Consider the following 23371-nt stretch of genomic DNA (forward strand, 5'->3'; position numbering starts at 1 on the left):
GCTGAGGGAATAGCGTGGCTACTTCTGTTTTACCGGTTTTAATCCCTGAGGGTAGGCAGCCTCAGGGATTGAAACATTTTGCCGTTAAGGGTGCGGGCTAAACGCGGTCAGGGCTAAATGCTCGTCTGGAGGATGATATCAACACACTCAGCAGGCGATAATTCAGCCGTATCCAGCTTCAGATGTTCTCTGCTCCACGGTTCATAAACACGATCCACAACGGCTTGCCAGTCAGGCACTTTTAAACCAGGAATATCTGAGATTCTGTTCTCTACACGCGCACGATGCTGTTCTGGATCAGAACAGAGGATTTCTATCTCCAGAAAGGGAACGCCTGATGATAGTGCGATATCACGAAAACTATCACGTACCAGGTTAAGGTCATTCACCGAGTCAGTGATAACCGGTAATCCCCGTTTCAGATTGTCCCGCGCAAGCTCATAAAGGATGAAGTAGCCTTCAGGGCCGATATTCCTGAAAGCTGCTGAACTATTACGCAGAGCCTGTTCAACTGTGTCGACGCGTAAATACACCGCTTTCAATTTTTCAGATAACATTTTAGCGATAGTGCTTTTTCCGCTACCCGGAAGGCCACTAAAGATGTAGAGCATAACAACTCCTGTTTTAACCCGCGCTCCAGTGGTAAAGCAGACACATTGATACATCAATCTGCGCGAAATTATGCGAACCCGTGTCGGATGACCGCCACCCTTTGCCAGCAGCGGGCAGTGTTTATTCCACTTCTGCCCGGCTATTCATCTGGCAAGGCTTTAAGGTCTGCGGAGATAATTGCCGGTAAGTTTTGGGTAATCTTTTCTACCGGCCAGTCCCACCAGGCCAGCTTCTCTAGTCGGGATATGGTTTCATCGGTAAAACGCTGCCTGATCACTCTGGCCGGGTTGCCACCCACAATCGAATAGGCCGGGACATCCGACGTCACAACAGAACGTGACGAGATTATTGCGCCGTTGCCGATTTTAACGCCTGGCATAATCAGCGCCTGATAACCCACCCATACATCATTACCAATCACCGTATCGCCTTTATAGGGCAGATCGCCGGCCTGAGGCTGGGCTGTTTCCCATCCATTTCCGAAAATGTAAAACGGAAAAGTGGAGAAACCTGCCATGTTATGGTTTGCCCCGTTCATGATGAACTGAACGCCCCTGGCTATCGCGCAGAATTTACCCATGATCAGTTTGTCACCAATAAAGGGGAAGTGATAAAGGACATTGCGCTCGAAGTTTTCTGAGTCTTCAGGATCATCATAATAAGTAAAATCCCCGATTATGATGTTGGGGTTTTTCACCGTATTTTTGATAAAACAAACCTGTGGGAAGCCTTCCATTGGATGGGGATTAGCGGGATCCGGTCCGTACATACTCTCTCCTAAGCGCAACGTTAGTTCATTCCAGTGTACACCATCAAGCCTGTCGTTCCTTTCGTGCAAGCCCGGGCTTCATTATCTGCTCATCGCGCGCCGGCCCCGGCTGTATTGCCGGCTCCTGTTTCCTCTTTCCGGGATGGGCCCGGCAGAGATTCAGCAGATATATAAACGGTTGTTAATTCTGTTTGTGTGCAAAGAAATCTAATTCCTGTAAATTAAATTCTTCTGCATTCTGATAAAGAGTTTTACATGCTGACCGGACTCAATCACCTCACACTCGCAGTTAGCAACCTGGCCAGTAGCCTGAATTTTTATACGGAGACCCTTGGATTCACCCCCAAAGCGGCATGGGATCACGGCGCTTATCTTTCGCTGGGTGAACTCTGGCTCTGTCTCTCTGTGGATACCGTCTCTGCTGGAAATGATTACACACACTATGCATTCACTATTCCTGGTGACGAATTTGATGCGTTCGTTGAGCGATTGAGAGCGGCGGGTGTGACAGAGTGGAAGCGCAATAAAAGCGAGGGGAACTCCTTCTACTTTCTGGACCCCGATGGCCACAAGCTTGAAATCCACGATGGCGATCTTGAGAGCCGTATCAGAGCCTGCCTTGCTCAGCCTTATCAGGGAATGACGTTCTTCTGATTGATTGACTCCCGGCCCGGCAGAGGAAATGATCGCTTAAGCGGGGGCTATTACCCCATGCCCGGCGGTTTCCTGCCAGTCACGCACCCTGACAAGCACTCCTCATTTTCCAGCCACCACATTCACCTCTCCTTCACCCCCGCGTCACGGTTCTGTCATCTGATCCCCTCAAGCTAACACCATCCCGCAGCGTCTTTTCACTGCGTTCCCACTCTGTAACCCGTGAGGATTTCATCGTGATGGAGTTATCCAGACATCCGACCACTGTCTATCAGGCTGTTGCCGCACAACTGGAGCAGGCGCTGAAAGAGCGCTACCGCTGCGGCGACTATCTTCCTTCCGAACAACAGCTGGCCGATCACTATGAGGTTAATCGCCACACGCTGCGTCGGGCGGTGGATGAGCTGGTGCACAAAGGGCTGCTGCAGCGCCGTCACGGCGTCGGCATCCTGGTTTTGATGCGCCCTTATGACTATCCGCTGCATGCCCAGGCGCGATTCAGCCAGAACCTGCTGGAGCAGGGCAGTCATCCCACCAGCGAACGGCTGCTGGCGGTGCTGCGTCCGGCCAGCAACGACGTTGCCAATGCGCTGGGCGTGAAAGAGGGCGACAACGTCATTCATCTGCGCACCCTGCGTCGCGCCAACGGCGTGCCGCTCTGCCTGATCAACCATTTCCTTGCCGACCTCAGCTGGTGGCCACAGCTTCAGCAATTTAACAGTGGATCGCTGCACGACTTCTTAGTGGAGCACACCGGCAAGCAGCTGGTGCGCACCCAGACCCGTATCAGCACCCGCCGGGCGCAGGCCAAAGAGTGTCGGCAGCTAGACATCGCGCTGCATTCGCCGCTGCTCTGCGTGCGGACCCTGAACAAAACCAGTGATGGCGCGGTGGCGGAATACTCCGTCAGCCTGACGCGCGGCGACATGATTGAACTGACTCTGGAGCACTAATGGAACAGCAAACGGATCGCCAGCGCTGGCTGTCGGTGCTGGCGCACAGCAGCGCCGCCTTGCTTGAGACGCACTGGCAGGCGCTTAACCTCCAGCCCGCCTTTACCCTGATCCGTCCGGCAGAGATCGGGCTGACGCGGTTGCAGGCGCGGATGGGGGCCACCGGCAAACGCTTTGTGATGGGTGATGCCACGGTGACGCGCGCGGTGGTGCAGCTCAGCGACGGCACTCTGGGTTACAGCTATCTGTTAGGGCGCGACAAAGCTCATGCCAAGCGCTGCGCCCTGCTGGATGCGCTGTTGCAGCAGCCGGAAACCCGGCAACTGCTGGAAGAGAAGATTATTACCCCGCTGGCGGCGTGGCGCGATGAGCAGCGACAGCTGCGCGCCCGTGAAATCGCCAGCAGCAAAGTGGATTTCTTTACGCTGGTTCGCGGAGATAACTGATGACTTTACTGGCAAGTTTTAACCATCCGGTGGCGGATGCGCAGCGCGCGTTTCGCCGCATTCTGAAAGCGATGAGCGAACCGGGCGTGATGGTCTCGCTGCCGCTGCAACAAGGCTGGGGCGCACTGTCACCGGCGGCCACGGCGCTGCTGCTGACGCTGGTCGATCAGGAAAGCCCGGTCTGGCTGGATGCGGAAATTGACAACGAACAGCTGCGCAACAATCTGCGCTTCCATACCGGTGCGCCGATCACCACGCAACAGGATGCACCATTCGCCCTGAGCCATGCGGCGGCGCAGCCCGACCCGACGCAGTTCGCAGCGGGTGACAACATGTCACCGGAAAAAAGCACCACGCTGATTATCGAAGTGCCGTCGCTGAATGGCGGCCTGACGCTGCGCCTCTCCGGCCCTGGCCTGCGCGAAACCCGCGCCATCGCGCCACAGCTGCCCGAAAGCGTGCTGGAATATCTGCGCACCCGTCCGCATCCGTTCCCGCAGGGCGTGGATCTGATCTTCACCTGTGGCGAAGCGATCATGGCCGTGCCGCGCACCACCGTTGTGGAGGTGTGCTGATGTATGTCGCGGTAAAAGGGGGCGAAAAAGCCATTGCGAACGCCCATCAGTTGCAGGCCGATCTGCGGCGCGGCGATCGGGCGTTAGCCGAACTCGGCTGCGATCAGGTGGCGCAGCAACTGGGACTGGCGGTGGATCGGGTGATGACCGAAGGAGGAATTTACGATCCTGAGCTGGCGGCGCTGGCGATTAAGCAGGCCAGCGGCGATCTGGTCGAGGCGATCTTTCTGCTGCGCGCCTATCGCACCACGCTGCCACGCCTGGCGGAGAGCACGCCACTGGCGACCGGTGCGATGCGCATCGAACGCCGCATCTCGGCGGTCTATAAAGATCTGCCGGGCGGCCAGGTGCTGGGACCAACATACGACTACAGCCACCGTCTGCTCGACTTCACCCTGCTGGCCAATGGCGAAACGCCTGCCGCGCCGCGTGACGATCGTTCGGTGCCTGATCAGTGCCCGCACATGTTCAGCATGATGAGCGATGAAGGGCTGGCTGCCGCTGAGATGGATGACGGCAGCGAGCCTGTCGATATCACCCGCGAGCCGATGAGTTTTCCCGCCTCACGCGCCGCGCGCCTGCAACAGCTGGTGCGTGGCGACGAAGGCTTTCTGCTGGCGCTCGGCTATTCGACACAGCGCGGCTATGGGCGCACCCATCCGTTTGCCGGCGAGATCCGCACCGGCACTCTCAGCGTCAGTATCTGTCCCGAAGAGCTGGGTTTTGAACTGGAGATTGGTGAGCTGCTGCTGACGGAGTGTGAAATGGTCAACGGCGTTGCCCACAGCGACGACACGGCGCCGCACTTTACCCGGGGCTATGGGCTGGTGTTTGGCCGCGCCGAACGCAAAGCGATGGCGATGGCGCTGGTGGATCGGGCGCTGCAAAGCCGCGAACAGCATGAGCGCGTTACCAGCCCGGCGCAGGATGAGGAGTTTGTGCTGTCGCACGCCGACAACGTGGAAGCCGCAGGCTTTGTCTCGCATCTCAAGCTGCCGCACTACGTCGATTTCCAGGCGGAACTGGAACTGCTGAAACAGCTGCAGCACGATTATCAGGAGCGCAACCATGGCTGAACTCGCCGGCTATAACAACGGCTATCTCGATGAGCAGACCAAACGCACCATTCGCCGCGCCATCCTGAAAGCGGTGGCGATCCCCGGCTATCAGGTGCCGTTCGCCGGACGTGAGATGCCGATGCCCTACGGCTGGGGCACCGGCGGCATCCAGATCACCGCCAGCGTGATTGGCGATCAGGATGTGCTGAAAGTGATCGATCAGGGCGCAGATGACACTACCAATGCGGTGTCGATCCGCCAGTTCTTTAAGCGAGTCAGCAATGCTGCCACCACCGAGCGCACCGCCGATGCCACCCTGATCCAGACCCGGCACCGCATCCCGGAAACGCCGCTGGAGGAGGATCAGATCCTGATTTTCCAGGTGCCGATCCCGGAGCCGCTGCGCTTTATCGAGCCGCGCGAAACCGAAACCCGCACCATGCATGCGCTGGAGGAGTACGGCATCATGCAGGTGAAGCTGTATGAAGATATCGCCCGCTACGGCCACATCGCGACGACTTACGCCTATCCGGTCCGGGTCAACGATCGCTATGTGATGGATCCATCGCCCATTCCCAAATTCGACAACCCGAAGATGAACATGATGCCCGCGCTGCAGCTGTTTGGTGCCGGGCGTGAAAAGCGCATCTACGCCTTGCCGCCTTACACCCGTGTGGAAAGCCTGGACTTCGACGATCATCCGTTCACCGTGCAGCAGTGGGATGAACCCTGCGCGCTGTGCGGCTCGCGCCACAGCTATCTCGATGAGGTGGTAATGGACGATCAGGGAACGCGGATGTTTGTCTGCTCCGACACCGACTTTTGCCATCAGCAGCAGGAACAGCAACATGCACAGTGAACAGCCGCTGCTAGCGGTGAACCAGCTCACCCACCTTTATGCGCCGGGCAAAGGGTTTGAGCAGGTCAGTTTTGATCTCTGGCCCGGTGAAGTGCTGGGCATTGTCGGCGAGTCCGGCTCCGGTAAAACCACGCTGCTGCAGAGCCTGTCGGCGCGTCTGACGCCGCAGCAGGGCAGCATTCTTTATCAGAACCGCGACCTCTATCAGATGAGTGAAAGCGATCGCCGTCGCCTGCTGCGCACCGAATGGGGCGTGGTGCATCAGCATCCCATGGACGGGCTGCGTTCGCAGGTCAGCGCGGGCGGCAACATCGGCGAACGGCTGATGGCGACCGGACAGCGCCACTATGGCGACATCCGCGCCGAGGCGAGCCGCTGGCTGCAGGCGGTGGAGATTGACGCCGGTCGCATCGACGATTTGCCCACCACCTTTTCCGGCGGCATGCAGCAACGGCTGCAGATCGCCCGGAACCTGGTGACGCAGCCGCAGCTGATGTTTATGGATGAGCCTACCGGCGGACTGGATGTGTCGGTGCAGGCGCGACTGCTGGATCTGCTGCGGACGCTGGTACGCGAACTGAATCTGGCGGTGGTGATTGTCACCCACGATCTCGGCGTGGCGCGACTGCTGGCGCATCGCCTGCTGGTGATGAAGCAGGGGCGGGTGGTGGAGAGCGGTCTGACTGACCGCGTGCTGGACGATCCTCATCATCCTTACACTCAACTGCTGGTCTCTTCGGTGCTCAATTAAATGACAACTATCACTCCGCGCCTGCGGGTAGAGAATTTGTGTAAAACCTTTGTGCTGCATAACCAGAACGGCGCGGCGCTGCCGGTGCTGCACAACGCCAGCCTGACGGCAGGCGAGGGCGAATGCGTGGTGCTGCACGGTCACTCCGGCAGCGGTAAATCCACACTGCTGCGCGCGCTTTACGGCAACTATCAGCCCGACAGCGGCCACATTCGGGTCGCGCATCAGGGCGAGTGGATCGACATGGCGCAGGCATCGGCGCGCCAGATTATCGCCCTGCGCCGCGACACGCTGGGCTGGGTCAGCCAGTTTCTGCGGGTGATCCCGCGCGTGCCGACGCTGGAGATTGTGATGCAGCCGCTGCTGGAGCGCGGCGTCGAGCGCGCCTTATGTGAAGCACGTGCCGCCGAACTGCTGACCCGGCTCAACGTGCCGCAGCGTCTCTGGTCGCTGGCCCCGTCCACTTTCTCTGGCGGAGAGCAGCAGCGCGTCAATATCGCTCGCGGCTTTATCGCCGACTATCCGGTGCTGCTGCTGGATGAACCCACCGCCTCGCTCGACAGTGTCAACAGCGAGGCGGTGGTGAGCCTAATTGAACAGGCGCGCGCCCGTGGTGCCGCCATCGTCGGTATTTTTCACGATCGGGCGGTGCGCGAGCGGGTAGCGGACCGGCTGCACCTGATGCACCCAATCGAGACAGGAGCGCAGGCATGATCATCAATAACGTCAGACTGGTGCTGGAAAACGAAGTGGTAACCGGATCGCTGGAGTTTCGCGACGAGCGCATCAGCAGCTTCAGCGAAACCACCAGCCAGCAGCCGGGCGCGCTGGATGGCGAGGGCGCCTGGCTGATGCCGGGTCTGGTGGAGCTGCACACCGATAACCTCGACAAGTTTTTCACGCCGCGTCCGAAAGTGGACTGGCCGGCACACTCGGCGATGAGCAGCCACGATGCGCTGATGGTCTCCAGCGGCATTACCACGGTGCTGGATGCGATTGGCGTCGGGGATGTGCGCGACGGCGGGCACCGGCTGGATAACCTCAGCAAGATGATCGACGCCATCCGCGACAGCAACCGCAAAGGACTGAACCGGGCCGAGCATCTGCTGCATCTGCGCTGTGAACTGCCGCATCCCACCACTGCGCCGCTGTTTGAAGCGCTGATGGGCACGCCGGAGCTGGCGCTGGTGTCGCTGATGGACCATTCACCGGGACAGCGTCAGTACGCGTCCCTGACGAAGTATCGCGAATATTATCAGGGCAAATATCAGCTCAACGACACGGAGATGGATCAGTTCGAGCATGACCAGCTCACCCTGGCGGCAGAATGGTCACAGCCCAACCGTCAGGCGATTGCCGGACTCTGCCGGGAACATGGCATCGCCATTGCCAGCCACGATGATGCCACCGCGGCGCACGTTGAAGAGTCTCACGCCGCGGGCAGCCGCATCGCGGAGTTTCCGACCACGCTGGAGGCGGCACGCGCCTCGCGTTATCGCAATATGCAGGTGCTGATGGGCGCACCTAACATCGTGCGCGGCGGCTCGCACTCCGGCAACGTCGCCGCCTGGGAGCTGGCGTCACACGGCCTGCTGAATATTCTCTCGTCTGATTACTATCCGGCGAGCCTGCTGGATGCGGCGTTCCGGCTGGCAGATGATGAGCGCAACAGCCTCGGCATGGCGCAGGCGATTGCACTGGTCACCTGTAACCCGGCGCGCGCCTTAGGGCTCGAAGATCGCGGGGTAATCGCCGAAGGCTGCCGCGCCGATCTGGTGCTGGCGCACACCGCACACGGCTACCCGCACGTGCGGCACGTCTGGAGCAAAGGCCGGCAGGTGTACTGATGGCGCGGCTGATCTGGCTCACCGGTCCCTCGGGTTCGGGTAAAGACAGCCTGCTGGATGCGCTGCGGGCGGCACCTCCGCCACGGCTGCTGATCGCCCATCGCTACATTACCCGCGCCGCCGATGCGGGCGGCGAAAACCATGTGGCACTGACCGAGGCGGAGTTTGCCCGTCGCGCTGCGCTGGGACTGTTCGCGGTGAGCTGGCAGGCGCACGGCTTCAGCTATGGCATTGGCTGTGAGACGGAGCAGTGGCTGCTGCGCGGGCAGAATGTGGTGGTGAACGGTTCGCGGCTGCATCTGGCGCAGGCGCAGGCCCGTTTCGGCTCGCAGCTGCTGCCGGTCTGTCTGCAGGTCACGCCCGCCGTGCTGGCCACGCGGCTGCGCCAGCGCGGACGGGAAGATGAGGCGGAGATCGCCCGGCGGCTGGCGCGCGCCGCACAGCCGCAGCCCGATGGCTGCCTTATCCTCAACAACGACGGCGCGCTGGCGGATACCGTGTGCCTGCTGCGTCAGATACTGGAGGCGCATCAATGAAACTCTCTTATCCTGGCACCGGCGGAGACAGTCCGGCATCGACATCCGCCACCGAAGGCGCTTCAATGAAACTCACTTTTCTGGGTACTGGCGGGGTCACTGCCGCACCGCTGCCGGGCTGCGACTGTCGCGCCTGTCAGCGTGCGCAGCTCAACAGCGGCTACGCGCGTGCACCCTGCAGCGCGCTGATTGAGTTTGGTCGCGAGCGCATCCTGCTGGATGCCGGTCTGCCGCTGCTGGCGTCGCGCTTCCCGCCCGGCACGCTGACACGCATTCTGCTGACTCACTACCACATGGATCATGTGCAGGGGCTTTTTGCACTGCGCTGGGGAGTGGGCGCGCCGATTCCGGTCTGGGGTCCACCCGATCCGCGAGGCTGTGACGATCTCTATAAACATCCTGGCCTGCTCGATTTCCGTCCCGCCTTAACGCCGTTTGTAGCGCACGCCTTTGGTGAACTGCAGGTCACGCCGCTGCCGTTGCAACACTCGAAACTGACGCATGGCTATCTGTTCGACTGGCACGGCACCCGGCTCGCCTGGCTGTGTGATACCTGCGGATTGCCACCCGACACCGCCGACTTCCTGCGCGGCCAGCCGCTGGATCAGCTGGTGATTGACTGCAACGATCCGCCGCAAGCAGAACCGCGTAACCATAATGATGTGACCCAGGCGCTGGCGATAGCAGAGATGCTCCAGCCGCGTCAGACCTGGCTCACCCATCTCAGTCATGAGATGGATAACTGGTTAGCGGAAAACCCGTTACCGGACGGCGTGCTGGCTGCCCGTGATGGCCAGACATTGCTGTGCGGCGCGCACTGGCCTGTCACGGTTTGATCATCTGACTGTCATCTCGTGTTCATCGCGTCACGCCTTAATAACCCGCAGAACGCAATTAGCGATGACGGAGAAACCATGGCACAGGCACTTCTGAAAACGGTGGTCGACAACGACCTGCTACCGGCCAGCCTCAGCGGACAAAAAGTGTTGTCGGTGCAGAAACTGAGCAAAGCCTACGGCGACACTCAGGTGCTGGATCAGGTCAGTTTCGACCTGCACGCCGGTGAGCTGGTGGCGGTGATTGGCCGCTCTGGCGCGGGTAAATCGACCCTGCTGCACATGCTCAACGGCACGATTGAAGCGACTTCCGGCGCGATTATCAGTCTGCATCATGGCGAAGCGGATCGTAACGTGGTTACGCTCAACAGCCGCCAGCTGCGCGAATGGCGCAGCCAGTGCGGCATGATCTTTCAGGATTTCTGTCTGGTGCCACGCCTCGACGTGCTGACCAACGTGCTGCTGGGCCGTCTGAGCCAGACCGGTACGCTGAAATCTTTCTTTAAAATCTTCTCCGACAACGACCGGGCGCACGCCATCGAACTGCTGCAGTGGATGAACATGCTGCCGCAGGCGCTGCAGCGGGCGGAAAACCTCTCTGGCGGTCAGATGCAGCGTGTGGCGATCTGCCGTGCCCTGATGCAGAACCCCAAAATCCTGCTGGCCGATGAGCCGGTGGCGTCACTCGATCCCAAAAATACCAAGCGCATCATGGATGTGCTGCGTCAGGTCAGCGAGCAGGGCATCAGCGTGATGGTCAACCTGCACTCGATTGAGCTGGTGAAAAGCTACTGCACCAGGGTGATTGGCATTCAGCGCGGCGTGGTGCTGTTTGACGGCCATCCTTCAGGACTGACCGACAGCCTGCTGCACCAGCTGTACGGCGATGAACTTAACCAAATCCATTAACTTCCACAGCAAGAGAACAACCCCGAATGAAACTGACTTCTTTAGCACTCCTGACCAGTGTAATGGCGTTTGGTGTCAGCGCAGCGGATGCGCCGAAACAGCTTAATCTGGGGATTCTGGGCGGTCAGAACGCCACCCAGCAGATTGGCGATAATCAGTGTGTGAAGACCTTCTTTGATAAAGAGCTGGGTGTGGATACCCAGATGCGCAACGCCTCCGACTACTCTGGCGTGATTCAGGGTCTGCTGGGTGGCAAGATTGATATGGTGCTGAGCATGTCGCCAGCCTCGTTTGCGTCGGTCTACATTCAGGACCCGAAAGCGGTGGATGTGGTTGGCATTGTGGTGGATGACAAAGATCAGTCACGCGGCTACCACTCGGTGGTGATCGTCAAAGCGGACAGCCCCTACAAAAAACTGGAAGACCTGAAAGGGAAATCTTTCGGTATGGCCGATCCCGACTCGACGTCCGGCTTCCTGATGCCGAACCAGGCGTTTAAGAAAATGTTCGGCGGCTCAGTGGATGACAAATATAACAACACCTTCTCCAGCGTCACCTTCTCCGGCGGCCATGAGCAGGACATTCTGGGCGTGCTGAACAACCAGTTTGATGGCGCAGTGACCTGGACCTCACTGGTCGGTGACTACAACAGCGGCTATACCTCTGGCGCGTTTGGCCGTCTGATCCGCATGGACCATCCTGATCTGATGAAGCAGATCCGCATTATCTGGCAGTCACCGCTGATCCCCAACGGTCCGGTGCTGGTCAGCAACAAGCTGCCCGCTGACTTTAAAGCGAAAGTGGTGTCGGCGATTAAAAAGCTGGATAAGGAAGATCACGCCTGCTTCGTGAAAGCGGTGGGCGGCGAGCAGCACATCGGTCAGGCGACGGTTGCCGATTATCAGAACATCATCGATATGAAGCGCGACCTGATGAAAGGCAGCCGCGGCTAAATCCAGCTACTTCTTATCTTCTCCGCTCAGGCGGGGAAAGCGGGACGCGGCAAACTCGCCTGCGTCCCGCTGCTTTAGCGCCGGAGATCCCCTTTGACCGAATTCGAACACTACTACCAACGCATCCGCCGTCAGCAGAAACGAGACACGCTGCTCTGGTCACTGCTGCTGGTGGCACTCTACCTGGCGGCGGGCAGGGTGGCAGAATTTAATCTGCTTACCGTCTGGCAGTCGCTGCCGCACTTCTTTGACTACCTGCACGAAATCCTGCCGGTGTTGCATCTGCCGCTGCTGTTTGCCGACGGCAAGACCGAAGGCTCGCTGGCTTACTGGGGCTACCGTCTGCCGATCCAGCTGCCGCTGATCTGGGAAACACTACAACTGGCGCTGGCTTCGACGCTGGTGGCGGTGGCACTGGCCGCGGTGCTGGCCTTTTTCGCCGCCGACAATACCCAGACGCCGGTCAGCGTGCGGATGACGATTCGCGCCTTTGTCGCCTTCCTGCGCACCATGCCAGAGCTGGCGTGGGCGGTGATGTTTGTGATGGCCTTTGGCATCGGGGCGATCCCCGGTTTTCTGGCGCTGGCGCTGCACACCGTGGGCAGCCTGACCAAGCTGTTTTACGAGGCGATTGAGTCGGCGTCGGATAAGCCGGTACGCGGCCTGGCCGCCTGCGGAGCCAGCAAGCTGCAGCGGATGCGCTTCGCATTTTGGCCACAGGTTAAGCCGGTCTTTCTCTCCTACAGCTTTATGCGGCTGGAGATTAACTTCCGCTCCTCAACCATCCTTGGGCTGGTCGGCGCGGGCGGCATCGGCCAGGAGCTGATGACCAACATCAAACTGGACCGCTACGATCAGGTCAGTATTACGCTGCTGCTGATCCTGATTGTGGTGTCGCTGCTGGATACGCTCTCCGGCCAGCTTCGTCGCCGTGTGACAGGAGACAGGACATGATAAGCACCGTTCCCGATATCGCGCTAATGAAGCAGCAGCATCGTGAACTCTTCGCCGCACAGCCGCGCTATCTGCGTCGCCTGGCGCTGATGACACTGGCGGTACTGCTCTATTACCTCTTTTTCTTTTCGGTGTTTGGTCTGGAGTGGTCGCGCCTGCTGATGGGCTGTCAGCAGCTGGGGCGCTATTTCCTGCGGATGTTTGTCTGGCACGACTTCCTGAACTGGCCGTTTGGCTACTATCTGTCGCAGGTCGGCATCACCTTAGGGATTGTCTTTGCCGGCACGCTGACTGCCTCGCTGCTGGCGCTGCCCCTGTCGTTTCTGGCGGCGCGCAACGTGATGCACAGCCGAACCGCGAAACCGCTGGCGTTTCTGATGCGCCGTTTGTTCGATCTGCTGCGCGGTATCGACATGGCGATCTGGGGGCTGATCTTCGTCCGGGCGGTCGGTATGGGGCCGCTGGCCGGGGTGCTGGCGATTATCCTGCAGGATGTCGGTCTGCTCGGCAAACTCTACGCCGAAGGGCACGAAGCGGTGGAGCGTTCACCGGGTCGCGGACTGGGCGCCGTCGGCGCCAACAGCCTGCAGAAACACCGCTTCGGCATCTTCACCCAGTCATTCCCGCAGTTTCTGGCGCTGAGCCTTTACCAGATAGAGTCCAATACCCGCTCAGCGGCGGTGCTGGGCTTTGTCGGCGCCGGGGGCGTCGGTCTGGTTTACGCTGAGAATATGCGCCTGTGGAACTGGGATGTGGTGATGTTCCTGACGCTGATTCTGGTGGTGGTAGTGATGGTGATGGATGTGATCTCCAGCCGCCTGCGCAAGCGCTACATCAGTGGGAAGCCGGTGCCGTTGTGGCAGCCTGCTGCGCGCGATTAAGCCTTTCGCTGCGCTGCCAGGCGCGCTGTAACGCCTGCACCAGCTGTGCCTGCTGCCAGGGCTTCGCCAGCCGTTCGCACAGCGGCAGCGTCACCGGCTGATGGCGCAGGTCCTGACCGCTGATGAGCAGCGTCGCCAGCTGCGGCCAGTTCTGCTGCGCCTGGCGGATCACCTCCGCGCCGTTAATCTCGCCGGGCAGCATCAGGTCGCTGATCAGCAGGTCGATATCAGGTGTCTGGCGCAGCAGCGCCAGCGCCTCTTCACCGTCACCACATTCCAGCGTCAGATAACCCAGCTGATGCAGATGCTCACAGAGCGTCTGGCGCACCGCCGGTTCATCATCCAGCACCAGCACCAGCCGGTTACTGGCCGCCGCAATGTCCGTCTCAATGTGCACAGGCGATGGCGGGGCGATCACTGCGGCGACGGCGGCTTCCGGCGCGCGTGGCAACAGCAGCCGCACCGTGGTGCCCTGGCCTGGCGCGGTTTCCAGTTCGATCTGGCCGCCTGACTGCCGTACAAAACCATAGACCATCGACAGGCCCAGCCCGCTGCCGCTGCCGGTAGCTTTGGTGGTGAAAAAAGGCTCAAACACCTGCTCACGAACCCCTGCCGACATGCCGCAGCCGTGGTCTATCACCTCAATTGTGACCCTGTCACGCTTCTCATCGCCCTCCAGACGACGCTGATTCCAGATGCGCAGCCGGATTTCGCCGCTTTGCTGATGCATCGCATCGCGGGCATTCACCACCAGATTCATCAGCGCATTCTCCAGCTGGCTGGCATCAATCCAGGCGGGCCAGCCGGGACGCTGCGCATCAATAATCAGCTGCTGACCGGGCAGCAGCGAGTGCTGCAGCAGCCCCTGCAGGTTATCCACCAGCGTCACCACCGACACCGCACGGGGATAGAGAGCCTGCTTGCGGGAGAACGCCAGCAGCCGCTGGGTCAGCTGTGCAGCGCGGTCGGCCGCCTGTCGCGCCCGATCAATCCGGCTGGCCAGCGGGCCGGGCGTCAGCTGGCCTTCGGTCAGCGCCAGACTGCCGATAATCACCGCCAGCAGATTGTTGAAGTCGTGTGCCAGTCCGCCGGTCAGCTGGCCGACCGCCTTCATTTTCTGGCTGTGCTGCAGCGCCTCCTCCAGCGTTTTACGCGAGGTCCGGTCCAGCACGGTATTGACCATGCCGCGCCGCGGGATTGGACTGAAGCGCAGCTCCAGCGTACGACCATCGGCCAGCCGGATCTCCTGCGGTTCACCGGGATCGTGCAGATCCACCGTCAGCGGCGCCAGCAGTTGCTGCCAGGGAACGCCGCGATGCAGTTCATGCGGCGCGATGCCGAGCAGCTCCGCATACTGGGCGTTCCACACCACCAGCTGACCGTTGTTATCAAACAGCGCAAAGCCGTCGCGCATCGCCAGAAAGGTGGATTCCAGCTGATTACTCTTCTCTTTCAGCAGCCGTGAGGTGTGAGCCAGTGAGGCGGTGTTACGGGCAAAGACGTTAAACGCCCGCGCCAGCTCGCCCAGCTCGTCGCGACGTTGCAGCCCTGGCACGCTGACGTTCTGCTCGCCCTGCGCCAGCCGCGTCATGGCCCCGGCAATCGCCGTCAGGCTCGACCCGAGATTGCGGTAGATGTAGATACCGGCATAGCCGGTAATTGCCAGCGCCAGCAGCGCAAACAGCGCGATAAAGCCGATGATGGAATCCAGCTCACGGTGGGTCGCCAGGGTGCGCGCCTCACTCTGTAACGCCACCTGCTGCACCGAGGCGCTGATATCTTCATTCAGCATCGCCACCAGCGCTTTAATCCGGTAGGTGGCATAGGCGATCGCCAGGTCGCTCTGCTCCAGCGCCCCTGCCAGCGGCAGCAGGCGCTGCTGGGTGGCCAGCATTCGCTGCACGTTTTCGCCGGTCACGCCCGTCAGCGGCACGTTGCGCCACTGCGCCATCACCTGCTGGAGCTGTTCGATGACGGCGATGGGCGAGGGTGTGCGGATCGCGATGGTGATCAGCCGTTCGGTTTGCTCCCGCAGTGCGGCATCCGGCAGCGTCCGCTGTTCCCGCTGTTCCCGCTGCACCAGCTGGTCGATATGGCTGAGCAGAATCTGCGTCTGCCACAGGTCGCTCAGCATGTTGTTGCGCTGCAGATGACGCTGGTGGCCGGTCAGCAGCAGGCTGTTAATCGTCTGTTCCAGCATCAGGCTGCGGGCGCGGATCCGGGCGATGCGCTCCGGCTGACGTGCCGCCAGCGGTGCACTGGCCAGCAGGCTCAGCGACTGCTGCAACGCCTGCTGATTCTGCTGCAGCCGCTGTGATTCGCTCTGGTACTCCAGCGCGCCCACCACCTGTGACAGCCGCACTGCCGCTGTTGCCACGTTGGCGGTATCCCGCGCCAGCGCCAGGCTGCCGTTCATGTCGGCCAGGGTCTGCGCCTGCGCCTGCTCCTGAATCGCCCCGGCATGACGAAAGCCGAAGATCGCCACCACGCTGACCATCAGCGTGACCGACACCACCAGCAGATTGAACAGCAACAGGCGTCCACGTGCCCCGGCCTGCCACGGATAAGTGCGCTGCATCCCACGACCTCTTATTCACTGCAACGATGGGCCGAGTATAGGAGCGTGCAGGCGGGCGTTTATGACAAATATGAATGGCCGCTGACATTTTCCGTTTATCTGGAGTTGCTTTACTGACGGCTATCCACAGTCCGCAGGAGCGAGGCGATGACAGCCACACCGATACTGGAAATGCGGGGAATTACCCGGCGCTTCGGCAGCTTTTATGCCCTGAAGGGCGTCGATCTCACGGTTTATCCCGGTGAGGTCCACGCGCTGATGGGGGAGAACGGCGCGGGTAAAAGCACACTGATGAAGATTCTGGCCGGTGCCTATACCGCCAGCAGCGGGGAAATTTTAATTGAAGGTAAGCCCTGGGCGCTGAAAGGGCCGAAAGAGGCACTGGCCGCCGGGATCACCCTGATTTATCAGGAGATCAACCTGGCACCTAACCTGACGGTGGCGGAGAACATTTTTCTCGGCAGCGAAATCGCGCCCGGCGGGCTGGTCAGGCGGCGGCAGATGGCCGAAGAGGCGCAGCGGGTCATTGACCGGCTCGGCGCGCAGTTCAGCGCCTGGGATCTGGTCAGCCGTCTCAGCATCGCCGAGCAGCAGCAGGTGGAGATCGCCCGCGCGCTGCAGCGCAACAGCCGCATTCTGGTGATGGATGAGCCGACCGCCGCGCTCTCCAACCGCGAAACCGAACAGCTGTTCGCGCTGATCAAACGGCTGCGCAGCGAAGGCATGGCGATCATCTATATCAGCCACCGCATGGCGGAGGTATATGAGCTGTCCGACCGCGTCAGCGTGCTGCGCGACGGGGAGTATGTGGGCAGCCTGACCCGTGACCAGCTTAACGCCAGCGAACTGGTGCGGATGATGGTCGGACGGCCGCTCAGCGACCTGTTTAACAAAGACCGTGCTATCCCGCTGGGTGATATCCGGCTGGCGGTCAATCACCTTACCGACGGCGGCAAAGTGCATCCCAGCAGTCTTGAAGTGCGGGCCGGCGAGATTGTCGGCCTGGCCGGTCTGGTGGGCGCAGGTCGCAGCGAACTGGCACAGCTGATTTTTGGCGTGCACAAGCCGAAAGAGGGCGAGATCTGGATCGATGGCGAGAAGGTCACCATCCATTCACCGCGCGATGCAATTGCACGCGGCATCGGTTTCCTCACCGAAAACCGCAAAGAGCAGGGACTGTTTCTGGAGATGGCGGCGCAGGAGAACATCGTGATGGCGACGCTGGAACGTGACGCCAGTTACGGGATGCTGAACCGCCGCAAAGGGCAGACCATCGCCAATGAGGCGATCGCTTCACTCAATATTCGCGTTCCTCACGCTCAGGTCCGGGCGGGCGGTCTGTCGGGCGGTAACCAGCAGAAGTTGCTGATTTCACGCTGGGTGGCGATTGGTCCGCGCATTCTGATCCTCGATGAGCCGACACGCGGCGTCGATGTCGGGGCGAAAAGCGAGATCTACCGGATGATGCAGGAGATGGCGCGGCAGGGCGTGGCGATTCTGATGATATCCAGCGAACTGCCGGAAGTGGTCGGGATGAGCGACCGCGTATACGTGATGCACGAAGGCACCATCGTCGGTGAGCTGGAGGGCAGCCACATCAGTCAGGAAAATATTATGACGCTGGCAACCGGTGCGCACAGCGCGTCAGCAGGCGAAATCTAAGGAGACCACCATGACACAACTGGCCCGCACCAAAGCACCGACGCTGAAACGCGCCCTGATGGGCGATCTGCTGCAAACGGTGGGTATCCTGCCGATTCTGATCCTGATCGTGGCAGTATTTGGTTTCGTCACGCCGAACTTCTTCACCGAAGCAAACCTGCTCAATATCACCCGTCAGGCGTCGATTAATATCGTGCTGGCGGCGGGCATGACCTTTGTGATCCTCACCGGCGGCATCGACCTGTCGGTGGGGTCAATGCTGGGGACCACCGCGGTGGTGGCGCTGGTGGCATCACTGGATCCGATGCTGGCTTCCATGACCATTCCGATGGCGCTGGGCGCCGGCCTGGTGATGGGGCTATTCAACGGCATCCTGGTCGCCTGGGCCGGATTGCCGCCCTTTATCGTCACGCTTGGCACCTACACCGCGCTGCGCGGAGCCGCTTACCTGCTGGCGGATGGCACCACAGTAATCAACTCCGATATTAACTTTGAGTGGATCGGCAACGGCTATCTCGGGCCAGTGCCGTGGCTGATTGTGATTGCCTTTGCGGTGATCGCCATCTGCTGGTTCATCCTGCGCCGCACCACGCTGGGCGTCCATATCTACGCGGTCGGCGGCAATATCCAGGCGGCGCGTCTCACCGGCATCAAGGTGGGGATGGTGCTGCTGTTTGTCTACGGCATGAGCGGGCTGCTGTCGGGGCTGGGCGGACTGATGAGTGCCTCGCGGCTTTACAGCGCCAACGGCAACCTCGGGGTTGGCTATGAGCTGGATGCGATTGCGGCGGTGATCCTCGGCGGCACCAGCTTTGTCGGCGGCATCGGCACCATTACCGGCACCCTGATTGGTGCACTGATTATCGCCACGCTGAATAACGGCATGACGCTGATGGGGGTCTCCTATTTCTGGCAGCTGGTGATCAAGGGCGCGGTCATCATCATCGCGGTGCTGATCGACAAATACCGTACCCGTCATCATGTGAGTTGAGTCTTATAAGGGCGGATGTGCCATTACACCTCCGCCATCTAAAAAACGCCATTAAGTGGTTGGCACCTTGAAAACAGCAGGAGAAGGTCTATGCGTTTTAATCCGATTGTAACCGGGCTGCTGGCGGCGACGCTGTTCAGTACCGGCCTGGCTCAGGCAAAAGAACTCAAATCTATCGGCGTAACGGTCGGCGATCTGGCAAACCCCTTCTTCGTGCAGATCACCAAAGGCGCAGAGATGAAGGCGCGTCAGCTGGCGGGCGATAAGGTGAATGTGACGCTGGTCTCCAGCGGCTACGATCTCGGTCAGCAGGTGGGCCAGATTGATAACTTTATTGCGGCCAAAGTCGACATGATTATTCTCAACGCCGCCGACTCCAAAGGGATCGCCCCGGCGGTGAAGCGGGCGCGTGATGCCGGTATTGTAGTGGTGGCGGTCGACGTGGCGGCCGATGGCGCGAATGCGACCATCACCTCCGATAACACCGAGGCGGGCGCAATGGCCTGTAAATATATTGCTGACCGCCTGAAGAACAAAGGTAACGTGGTGATCATCAACGGACCACCGGTCTCTGCGGTGCAGAACCGCGTTGAAGGCTGCATGACCGAACTGAAAACCCATCCTGACATCAAGCTGCTCTCTTACAACCAGAACGCCAAAGGCAGTCGTGAAGGCGGACTGGAAGTCATGACCGGTCTGCTCTCTGCCAATCCAAAAATTGATGCGGTGTTTGCCATCAACGACCCCACAGCGATTGGTGCAGACTTAGCGGCGAAACAGGCGCAGCGCAGTGAGTTCTTTATCGTTGGCGTCGATGGCTCGCCGGACGGTGAAGAGGCACTCAAGCGCAAGAATTCACTGTTCGTCGCGACGCCTGCGCAGGACCCGCAGGTCATGGCCGCCAAAGCGGTCGAGATTGGTTATGACATCCTGCAGGGCAAACCGGCACCGGACAAACCGGTGCTGATCCCGGTGAAACTGATCGATCGTAATAATATCGGCAGCTACCAGGGCTGGACGGTGAAATAAGCTTTAGTGCGGCACCTTTAGGGTGCCGCTCTCAGGAGGCCACCATGCAACGTTCAGAGGTTAATTATTACCTGCAACATACGCGCGAGTTTTTCCGACAGCAGGATGTGCATCTGCCGCCGTGGGCCGATTTCGATGTGAGCCAGTGGCGGGCTCAGGATCGTGAGGTCGCGCAGGAGATTCTGGCGTTGCGGCTGGGCTGGGATCTCACCAGTTTTGGCGCAGCTGATTTTCTGCAGACCGGGCTGACGCTGTTTACTCTGCGCAACGGTTCACCAGGCGGGCAGCCGTGGCATAAACCCTACGCCGAGAAAATAATGCACGTGCGGGAAGGGCAGCAGACGCCCATGCACTACCATCCGCACAAGATGGAAGACATCATTAATCGCGGCGGCGGAAATCTGATTGTCGAACTGCATAACCGCGACGGTGACGGGCTGGCTGACTCGCTGGTGGCGGTGTCGCTGGATGGCCTGCGCCAGACCCATGCCGCCGGTTCACAGCTGCGGCTCTCACCGGGTGAAAGCGTGACGCTGGAGGCGGGCATCTGGCACAGTTTCTGGGGGGAAAGTGGCTTCGGCGACGTGCTGGTGGGCGAGGTGTCGATGCCCAACGATGATGAAAACGACAATGTGTTTCTGACGCCGCTGGCTCGTTTCAACCCACTGGAGGAAGATGAAGCGCCGCGCTGGCTGCTGTGCAACGATTACGCGCACTGGCTATCCTGAGCGCGGCAGGCGTAATCAGGCAATCTGACTGGCACGCGTTGTTGAATCGGGTTTCACCACATCGGCCGAAAAGACATAACCCAGTCCGCGAATGGTGCGGATCAGGTTGGGCTGGTGCGGATTGATTTCGATTTTACGGCGCAACCGCATGATCAGCACGTCGATGGTGCGATCAAACACGTCGAGACTTTCGCTATGGGTCAGCTCCAGCAACTGATCGCGGGTAAGCACTTTTCGGGCGTGGCGAACCAGCGCGCGTAACAGGCTATATTCCCCCTGGGTCAGCGGCACCAGCTCGCGCTGCGGATTAAACAGCTGGCAGCGGCCATCATCCAGTTGCCAGCCGCCAAAACGCCAGCCCTCCTGTTCAGGGTCGGCCTGGGCAATGCGTCCGCTGCGACGCAGGGCCGCCCGGGTTCTCGCTACTACCACGCGTGGATTAAAGGGTTTGGCGATGTAATCATCTGCGCCCATCTCAAGGCCCACCACCATCTCCGCTTCAGAACCCATACCGGTCAGCATAATCACCAGCACTTCGGGTCGCTGACGCTGAAGCTGCTGCAACACCAGTAGCCCGTTGGTATCGGGCAGCATCATATCCAGCATCACCAGCGAGATTTCCGGGTGTTCGCTTAGCATCGATAGCGCCTCGCGTCCCTGATGACAGCGGTAGACCGTTAACAGATGTTCACTTAACGCATCCTGCAAGACGTCGCAGACTGCAGGATCATCATCCACCACCAAAATTGCTGGCTTCATTGCGCGGCCTCAATGTTACGAAAGAGTTAATTCAGGAGTCTACACAGGCCAAAAAAGCTTGCTGAGGCAGCGTGCTGAAACGTGACCAGCTTCGCCTGTGAGAGTGCGGAAGCGTGCGCTGGCGCAGAGTTTTTCGGGGCTGCCTGTTTGCCGCAGGAAAACGATTGCGCGGCATCGGTGCATTGCACCATAATCGCGCCTCGTTTTGGTTCGGAATTCTCTTAGGCGTACCCGGCTCTGCCAGGTAATCGATTGCGTCGGTAGATGGCATGGCAATTGCTTTGGGCAGTGGGTAAGTCAGGGATTTCAGGCGATTCTGGCACGCAAGTATGCAGCGGCCGGCATCAATGTCCCGGAAACAGAATAATCAGCATGCAAACCCCTTTGGCAAGTGAGACTGATGTCTCCTGTATCGAGAGATGATGATGTTAGAAAAACTATTCAAACTCAAAGCGCATAACACGACGGTTCGTACTGAGATTATCGCCGGGATCACCACCTTCCTGGCGATGGCTTATATTCTGTTTGTGAACCCAAGCATTCTGGGCGCAACCGGCATGGACAAGGGCGCGGTATTTGTCGCCACCTGTCTGGCGGCGGCGATTGGCTGCGTGCTGATGGGGCTGATCGCCAACTATCCGATTGCGCTGGCGCCGGGTATGGGACTGAACGCCTTCTTCACCTACACCGTTGTGCTGCACATGGGCTACACGTGGCAGATTGCGCTGGGTGCGGTGTTTCTCTCGGCGGTGATTTTCTTCGCGATGTCGCTATTTAAGATTCGTGAATGGATTATTGCCAGTATTCCGCTGCCGCTGCGCGCCGGGATTGGTGCCGGTATCGGGCTTTTTCTGGCGCTGATTGCGCTGGAAGGGGCGGGCATTGTGGTCGATAACCCGGCGACGCTGGTGGGCATTGGCGATCTGACTAAACCGGGTCCGCTGCTGGCGATGCTCGGCTTTGTGGTTATCGTGGTACTGGAAGCGCGTCGGGTGACGGGCGCAGTGCTGATCGGTATTCTGCTGGTGACCTTTATCTCCATGGGCATTGGTCTGTCGCCCTTTGCCGGGGTCTTCTCTGCACCGCCGTCGATTGCACCGACCTTTATGCAGCTGGATATTGCCGGCGCGTTTAACATCGGCCTGATCAGCGTGATTTTTGCCTTCCTGTTTGTTGACGTGTTTGATAACACGGGCACGCTGCTGGGTGTGACCAAACGCGCCGGTCTGGCGGATGAGCAGGGTAACGTGCCGAAGATGGGCCGTGCGCTGATTGCTGACAGTGCGGCTGCGCTGTTTGGTTCGCTGCTCGGCACCTCGACCACTACCAGTTATGTGGAATCGGCGGCGGGCGTGAGTGCCGGTGGCCGTACCGGCCTGACCGCGATTGTGGTCGCCGTGCTGTTCCTGCTGGCCCTGTTTTTCTCGCCGCTGGCCTCCAGTGTTCCGGTTTATGCCACCGCGCCTGCGTTGCTCTTTGTGGCGGTGCTGATGGCATCGGGTCTGGCAGAGATTGACTGGAAAGATATCACCACCGCCGCGCCGGTCACCGTCACCGCGCTGACCATGCCGCTGACCTATTCGATCGCCAACGGCATCGCGTTTGGTTTTATTACCTGGACGCTGGTGAAGCTGCTGAGCGGACGCGTGAAAGAGGTGAATGCGGCGCTGGTGATCCTGTCGATTCTGTTTGTGATTAAGCTGGGATGGTTGAGTGCTTAGTTGTTGCCTGGCGGCAGGGAAGGTCGCTTAGCAGCGGGCGGATTTCGCTGTGCAGCGGGCTGGCTATGAGCAGGTTACGCCTGCCCAGGCGATGGGGCGTCTTAGTTCACTTAGCCGCGCGTTAGCGCTGAGAGGGTTACGCCCGCCAGACGTATGGGAGTTTCAGATCACTTAGCCGCGCGTTAACACTGAGCGGGCATCGTCCGCCAGTCTATGGGGCAGGCGGTGTCTGATACACTGCGAAACATTGCAATAGAGCGCATATGGCGGAGTTGTCGTTATTCACGGCTGTTCTCGTTTGTGCGTTTAA

24 protein-coding genes are annotated in these 23371 nt (G+C 59.9%); 20 read left to right on the top strand and 4 right to left on the bottom strand.

The window, feature by feature from the left end:
• Window positions 1-113 precede the first annotated feature (113 nt).
• A complete protein-coding gene (locus ACO6VX_RS02755) occupies window positions 114-611 on the bottom strand; it encodes an AAA family ATPase (RefSeq protein ID WP_422457615.1) in 498 nt (165 codons plus the stop codon).
• A gap of 140 nt (window positions 612-751) precedes the next feature.
• Window positions 752-1381 (bottom strand): Vat family streptogramin A O-acetyltransferase, encoded by a 630-nt coding sequence (locus ACO6VX_RS02760; protein ID WP_182504297.1) that lies wholly within the window; start codon window positions 1379-1381, stop codon window positions 752-754.
• Between the two features lie 255 nt (window positions 1382-1636).
• On the opposite strand from ACO6VX_RS02760, the gene fos reads away from it, so the two are divergent.
• From fos to phnE (ACO6VX_RS02835), 15 genes are all read left to right on the top strand, one after another.
• Window positions 1637-2035, top strand: a complete 399-nt coding sequence (fos, locus tag ACO6VX_RS02765; protein WP_422457618.1) for a fosfomycin resistance glutathione transferase — start codon at window positions 1637-1639, stop codon at window positions 2033-2035.
• A 239-nt stretch (window positions 2036-2274) separates the two neighbouring features.
• Window positions 2275-2988: a phosphonate metabolism transcriptional regulator PhnF gene (gene phnF / locus ACO6VX_RS02770; RefSeq protein WP_010247805.1), complete on the top strand. Its 714-nt coding sequence runs from the start codon at window positions 2275-2277 to the stop codon at window positions 2986-2988.
• The gene (gene phnG, locus ACO6VX_RS02775; protein WP_422457620.1) at window positions 2988-3434 is read left to right on the top strand and encodes a phosphonate C-P lyase system protein PhnG; all 447 of its coding nucleotides are present in this window, start codon (window positions 2988-2990) and stop codon (window positions 3432-3434) included. Before phnF ends, phnG begins: the two co-directional genes overlap by 1 nt.
• Window positions 3434-4009: a phosphonate C-P lyase system protein PhnH gene (phnH, locus tag ACO6VX_RS02780; protein ID WP_010247799.1), complete on the top strand. Its 576-nt coding sequence runs from the start codon at window positions 3434-3436 to the stop codon at window positions 4007-4009. The genes phnG and phnH overlap by 1 nt, the downstream gene beginning before the upstream one ends.
• Window positions 4009-5085, top strand: coding sequence for a carbon-phosphorus lyase complex subunit PhnI (locus tag ACO6VX_RS02785; protein WP_422457622.1), 1077 nt, complete (start codon window positions 4009-4011; stop codon window positions 5083-5085). The genes phnH and ACO6VX_RS02785 overlap by 1 nt, the downstream gene beginning before the upstream one ends.
• Window positions 5078-5926, top strand: coding sequence for an alpha-D-ribose 1-methylphosphonate 5-phosphate C-P-lyase PhnJ (locus tag ACO6VX_RS02790; RefSeq protein ID WP_422457624.1), 849 nt, complete (start codon window positions 5078-5080; stop codon window positions 5924-5926). Before ACO6VX_RS02785 ends, ACO6VX_RS02790 begins: the two co-directional genes overlap by 8 nt.
• Entirely contained in the window at window positions 5916-6677 is a 762-nt protein-coding gene (phnK, locus tag ACO6VX_RS02795) for a phosphonate C-P lyase system protein PhnK (protein WP_013358336.1), read from the top strand. Before ACO6VX_RS02790 ends, phnK begins: the two co-directional genes overlap by 11 nt.
• A complete protein-coding gene (gene phnL, locus ACO6VX_RS02800) occupies window positions 6678-7391 on the top strand; it encodes a phosphonate C-P lyase system protein PhnL (protein ID WP_033772090.1) in 714 nt (237 codons plus the stop codon).
• On the top strand, window positions 7388-8524 hold the full coding sequence (phnM, locus tag ACO6VX_RS02805; RefSeq protein WP_033778919.1) for an alpha-D-ribose 1-methylphosphonate 5-triphosphate diphosphatase: 1137 nt from the start codon (window positions 7388-7390) through the stop codon (window positions 8522-8524). The genes phnL and phnM overlap by 4 nt, the downstream gene beginning before the upstream one ends.
• A complete protein-coding gene (phnN, locus tag ACO6VX_RS02810) occupies window positions 8524-9060 on the top strand; it encodes a ribose 1,5-bisphosphokinase (protein ID WP_031591074.1) in 537 nt (178 codons plus the stop codon). Before phnM ends, phnN begins: the two co-directional genes overlap by 1 nt.
• 65 nt (window positions 9061-9125) lie before the next feature.
• Window positions 9126-9896, top strand: coding sequence for a phosphonate metabolism protein PhnP (gene phnP / locus ACO6VX_RS02815; RefSeq protein ID WP_033767649.1), 771 nt, complete (start codon window positions 9126-9128; stop codon window positions 9894-9896).
• 78 nt (window positions 9897-9974) lie between these two features.
• The gene (gene phnC, locus ACO6VX_RS02820) at window positions 9975-10805 is read left to right on the top strand and encodes a phosphonate ABC transporter ATP-binding protein (protein ID WP_060680480.1); all 831 of its coding nucleotides are present in this window, start codon (window positions 9975-9977) and stop codon (window positions 10803-10805) included.
• 26 nt (window positions 10806-10831) lie between these two features.
• Window positions 10832-11758 carry a phosphonate ABC transporter substrate-binding protein gene (gene phnD, locus ACO6VX_RS02825; RefSeq protein ID WP_010247773.1) on the top strand — a complete coding sequence of 309 codons (927 nt, stop codon included), beginning with the start codon at window positions 10832-10834 and terminating at the stop codon, window positions 11756-11758.
• Between the two features lie 93 nt (window positions 11759-11851).
• Window positions 11852-12712, top strand: a complete 861-nt coding sequence (gene phnE, locus ACO6VX_RS02830) for a phosphonate ABC transporter, permease protein PhnE (protein ID WP_010670882.1) — start codon at window positions 11852-11854, stop codon at window positions 12710-12712.
• Entirely contained in the window at window positions 12709-13593 is an 885-nt protein-coding gene (phnE, locus tag ACO6VX_RS02835; RefSeq protein ID WP_122888738.1) for a phosphonate ABC transporter, permease protein PhnE, read from the top strand. The genes phnE (ACO6VX_RS02830) and phnE (ACO6VX_RS02835) overlap by 4 nt, the downstream gene beginning before the upstream one ends.
• Here phnE (ACO6VX_RS02835) and ACO6VX_RS02840 read toward each other — a convergent pair.
• Window positions 13547-16171: an ATP-binding protein gene (locus ACO6VX_RS02840; protein ID WP_422457626.1), complete on the bottom strand. Its 2625-nt coding sequence runs from the start codon at window positions 16169-16171 to the stop codon at window positions 13547-13549. The genes phnE (ACO6VX_RS02835) and ACO6VX_RS02840 overlap by 47 nt on opposite strands.
• A 147-nt stretch (window positions 16172-16318) precedes the next feature.
• Between ACO6VX_RS02840 and ACO6VX_RS02845 the strand changes: the two genes are divergently transcribed.
• The 4 genes from ACO6VX_RS02845 (at window position 16319) to ACO6VX_RS02860 (ending at window position 20581) form a co-directional block, all read left to right on the top strand.
• Window positions 16319-17833, top strand: coding sequence for a sugar ABC transporter ATP-binding protein (locus tag ACO6VX_RS02845; RefSeq protein WP_061703818.1), 1515 nt, complete (start codon window positions 16319-16321; stop codon window positions 17831-17833).
• Window positions 17834-17843: 10 nt separating this feature from the next.
• Window positions 17844-18824, top strand: coding sequence for an ABC transporter permease subunit (locus ACO6VX_RS02850; protein ID WP_010670880.1), 981 nt, complete (start codon window positions 17844-17846; stop codon window positions 18822-18824).
• 90 nt (window positions 18825-18914) lie between these two features.
• Window positions 18915-19853 carry an ABC transporter substrate-binding protein gene (locus tag ACO6VX_RS02855; protein WP_010247755.1) on the top strand — a complete coding sequence of 313 codons (939 nt, stop codon included), beginning with the start codon at window positions 18915-18917 and terminating at the stop codon, window positions 19851-19853.
• 44 nt (window positions 19854-19897) lie between these two features.
• Window positions 19898-20581 carry a D-lyxose/D-mannose family sugar isomerase gene (locus ACO6VX_RS02860; protein WP_045140228.1) on the top strand — a complete coding sequence of 228 codons (684 nt, stop codon included), beginning with the start codon at window positions 19898-19900 and terminating at the stop codon, window positions 20579-20581.
• A gap of 15 nt (window positions 20582-20596) precedes the next feature.
• Here ACO6VX_RS02860 and ACO6VX_RS02865 read toward each other — a convergent pair whose 3' ends face one another.
• A complete protein-coding gene (locus ACO6VX_RS02865; RefSeq protein ID WP_045140227.1) occupies window positions 20597-21340 on the bottom strand; it encodes a response regulator in 744 nt (247 codons plus the stop codon).
• A gap of 422 nt (window positions 21341-21762) precedes the next feature.
• On the opposite strand from ACO6VX_RS02865, the gene ACO6VX_RS02870 reads away from it, so the two are divergent.
• Entirely contained in the window at window positions 21763-23061 is a 1299-nt protein-coding gene (locus ACO6VX_RS02870) for an NCS2 family permease (RefSeq protein WP_422457968.1), read from the top strand.
• The last annotated feature ends 310 nt before the right edge of the window (window positions 23062-23371 follow it).

This window comes from Pantoea sp. BJFS-204 (assembly GCF_049310725.1).
Taxonomy (GTDB): Bacteria; Pseudomonadota; Gammaproteobacteria; order Enterobacterales; family Enterobacteriaceae; genus Pantoea; species Pantoea agglomerans.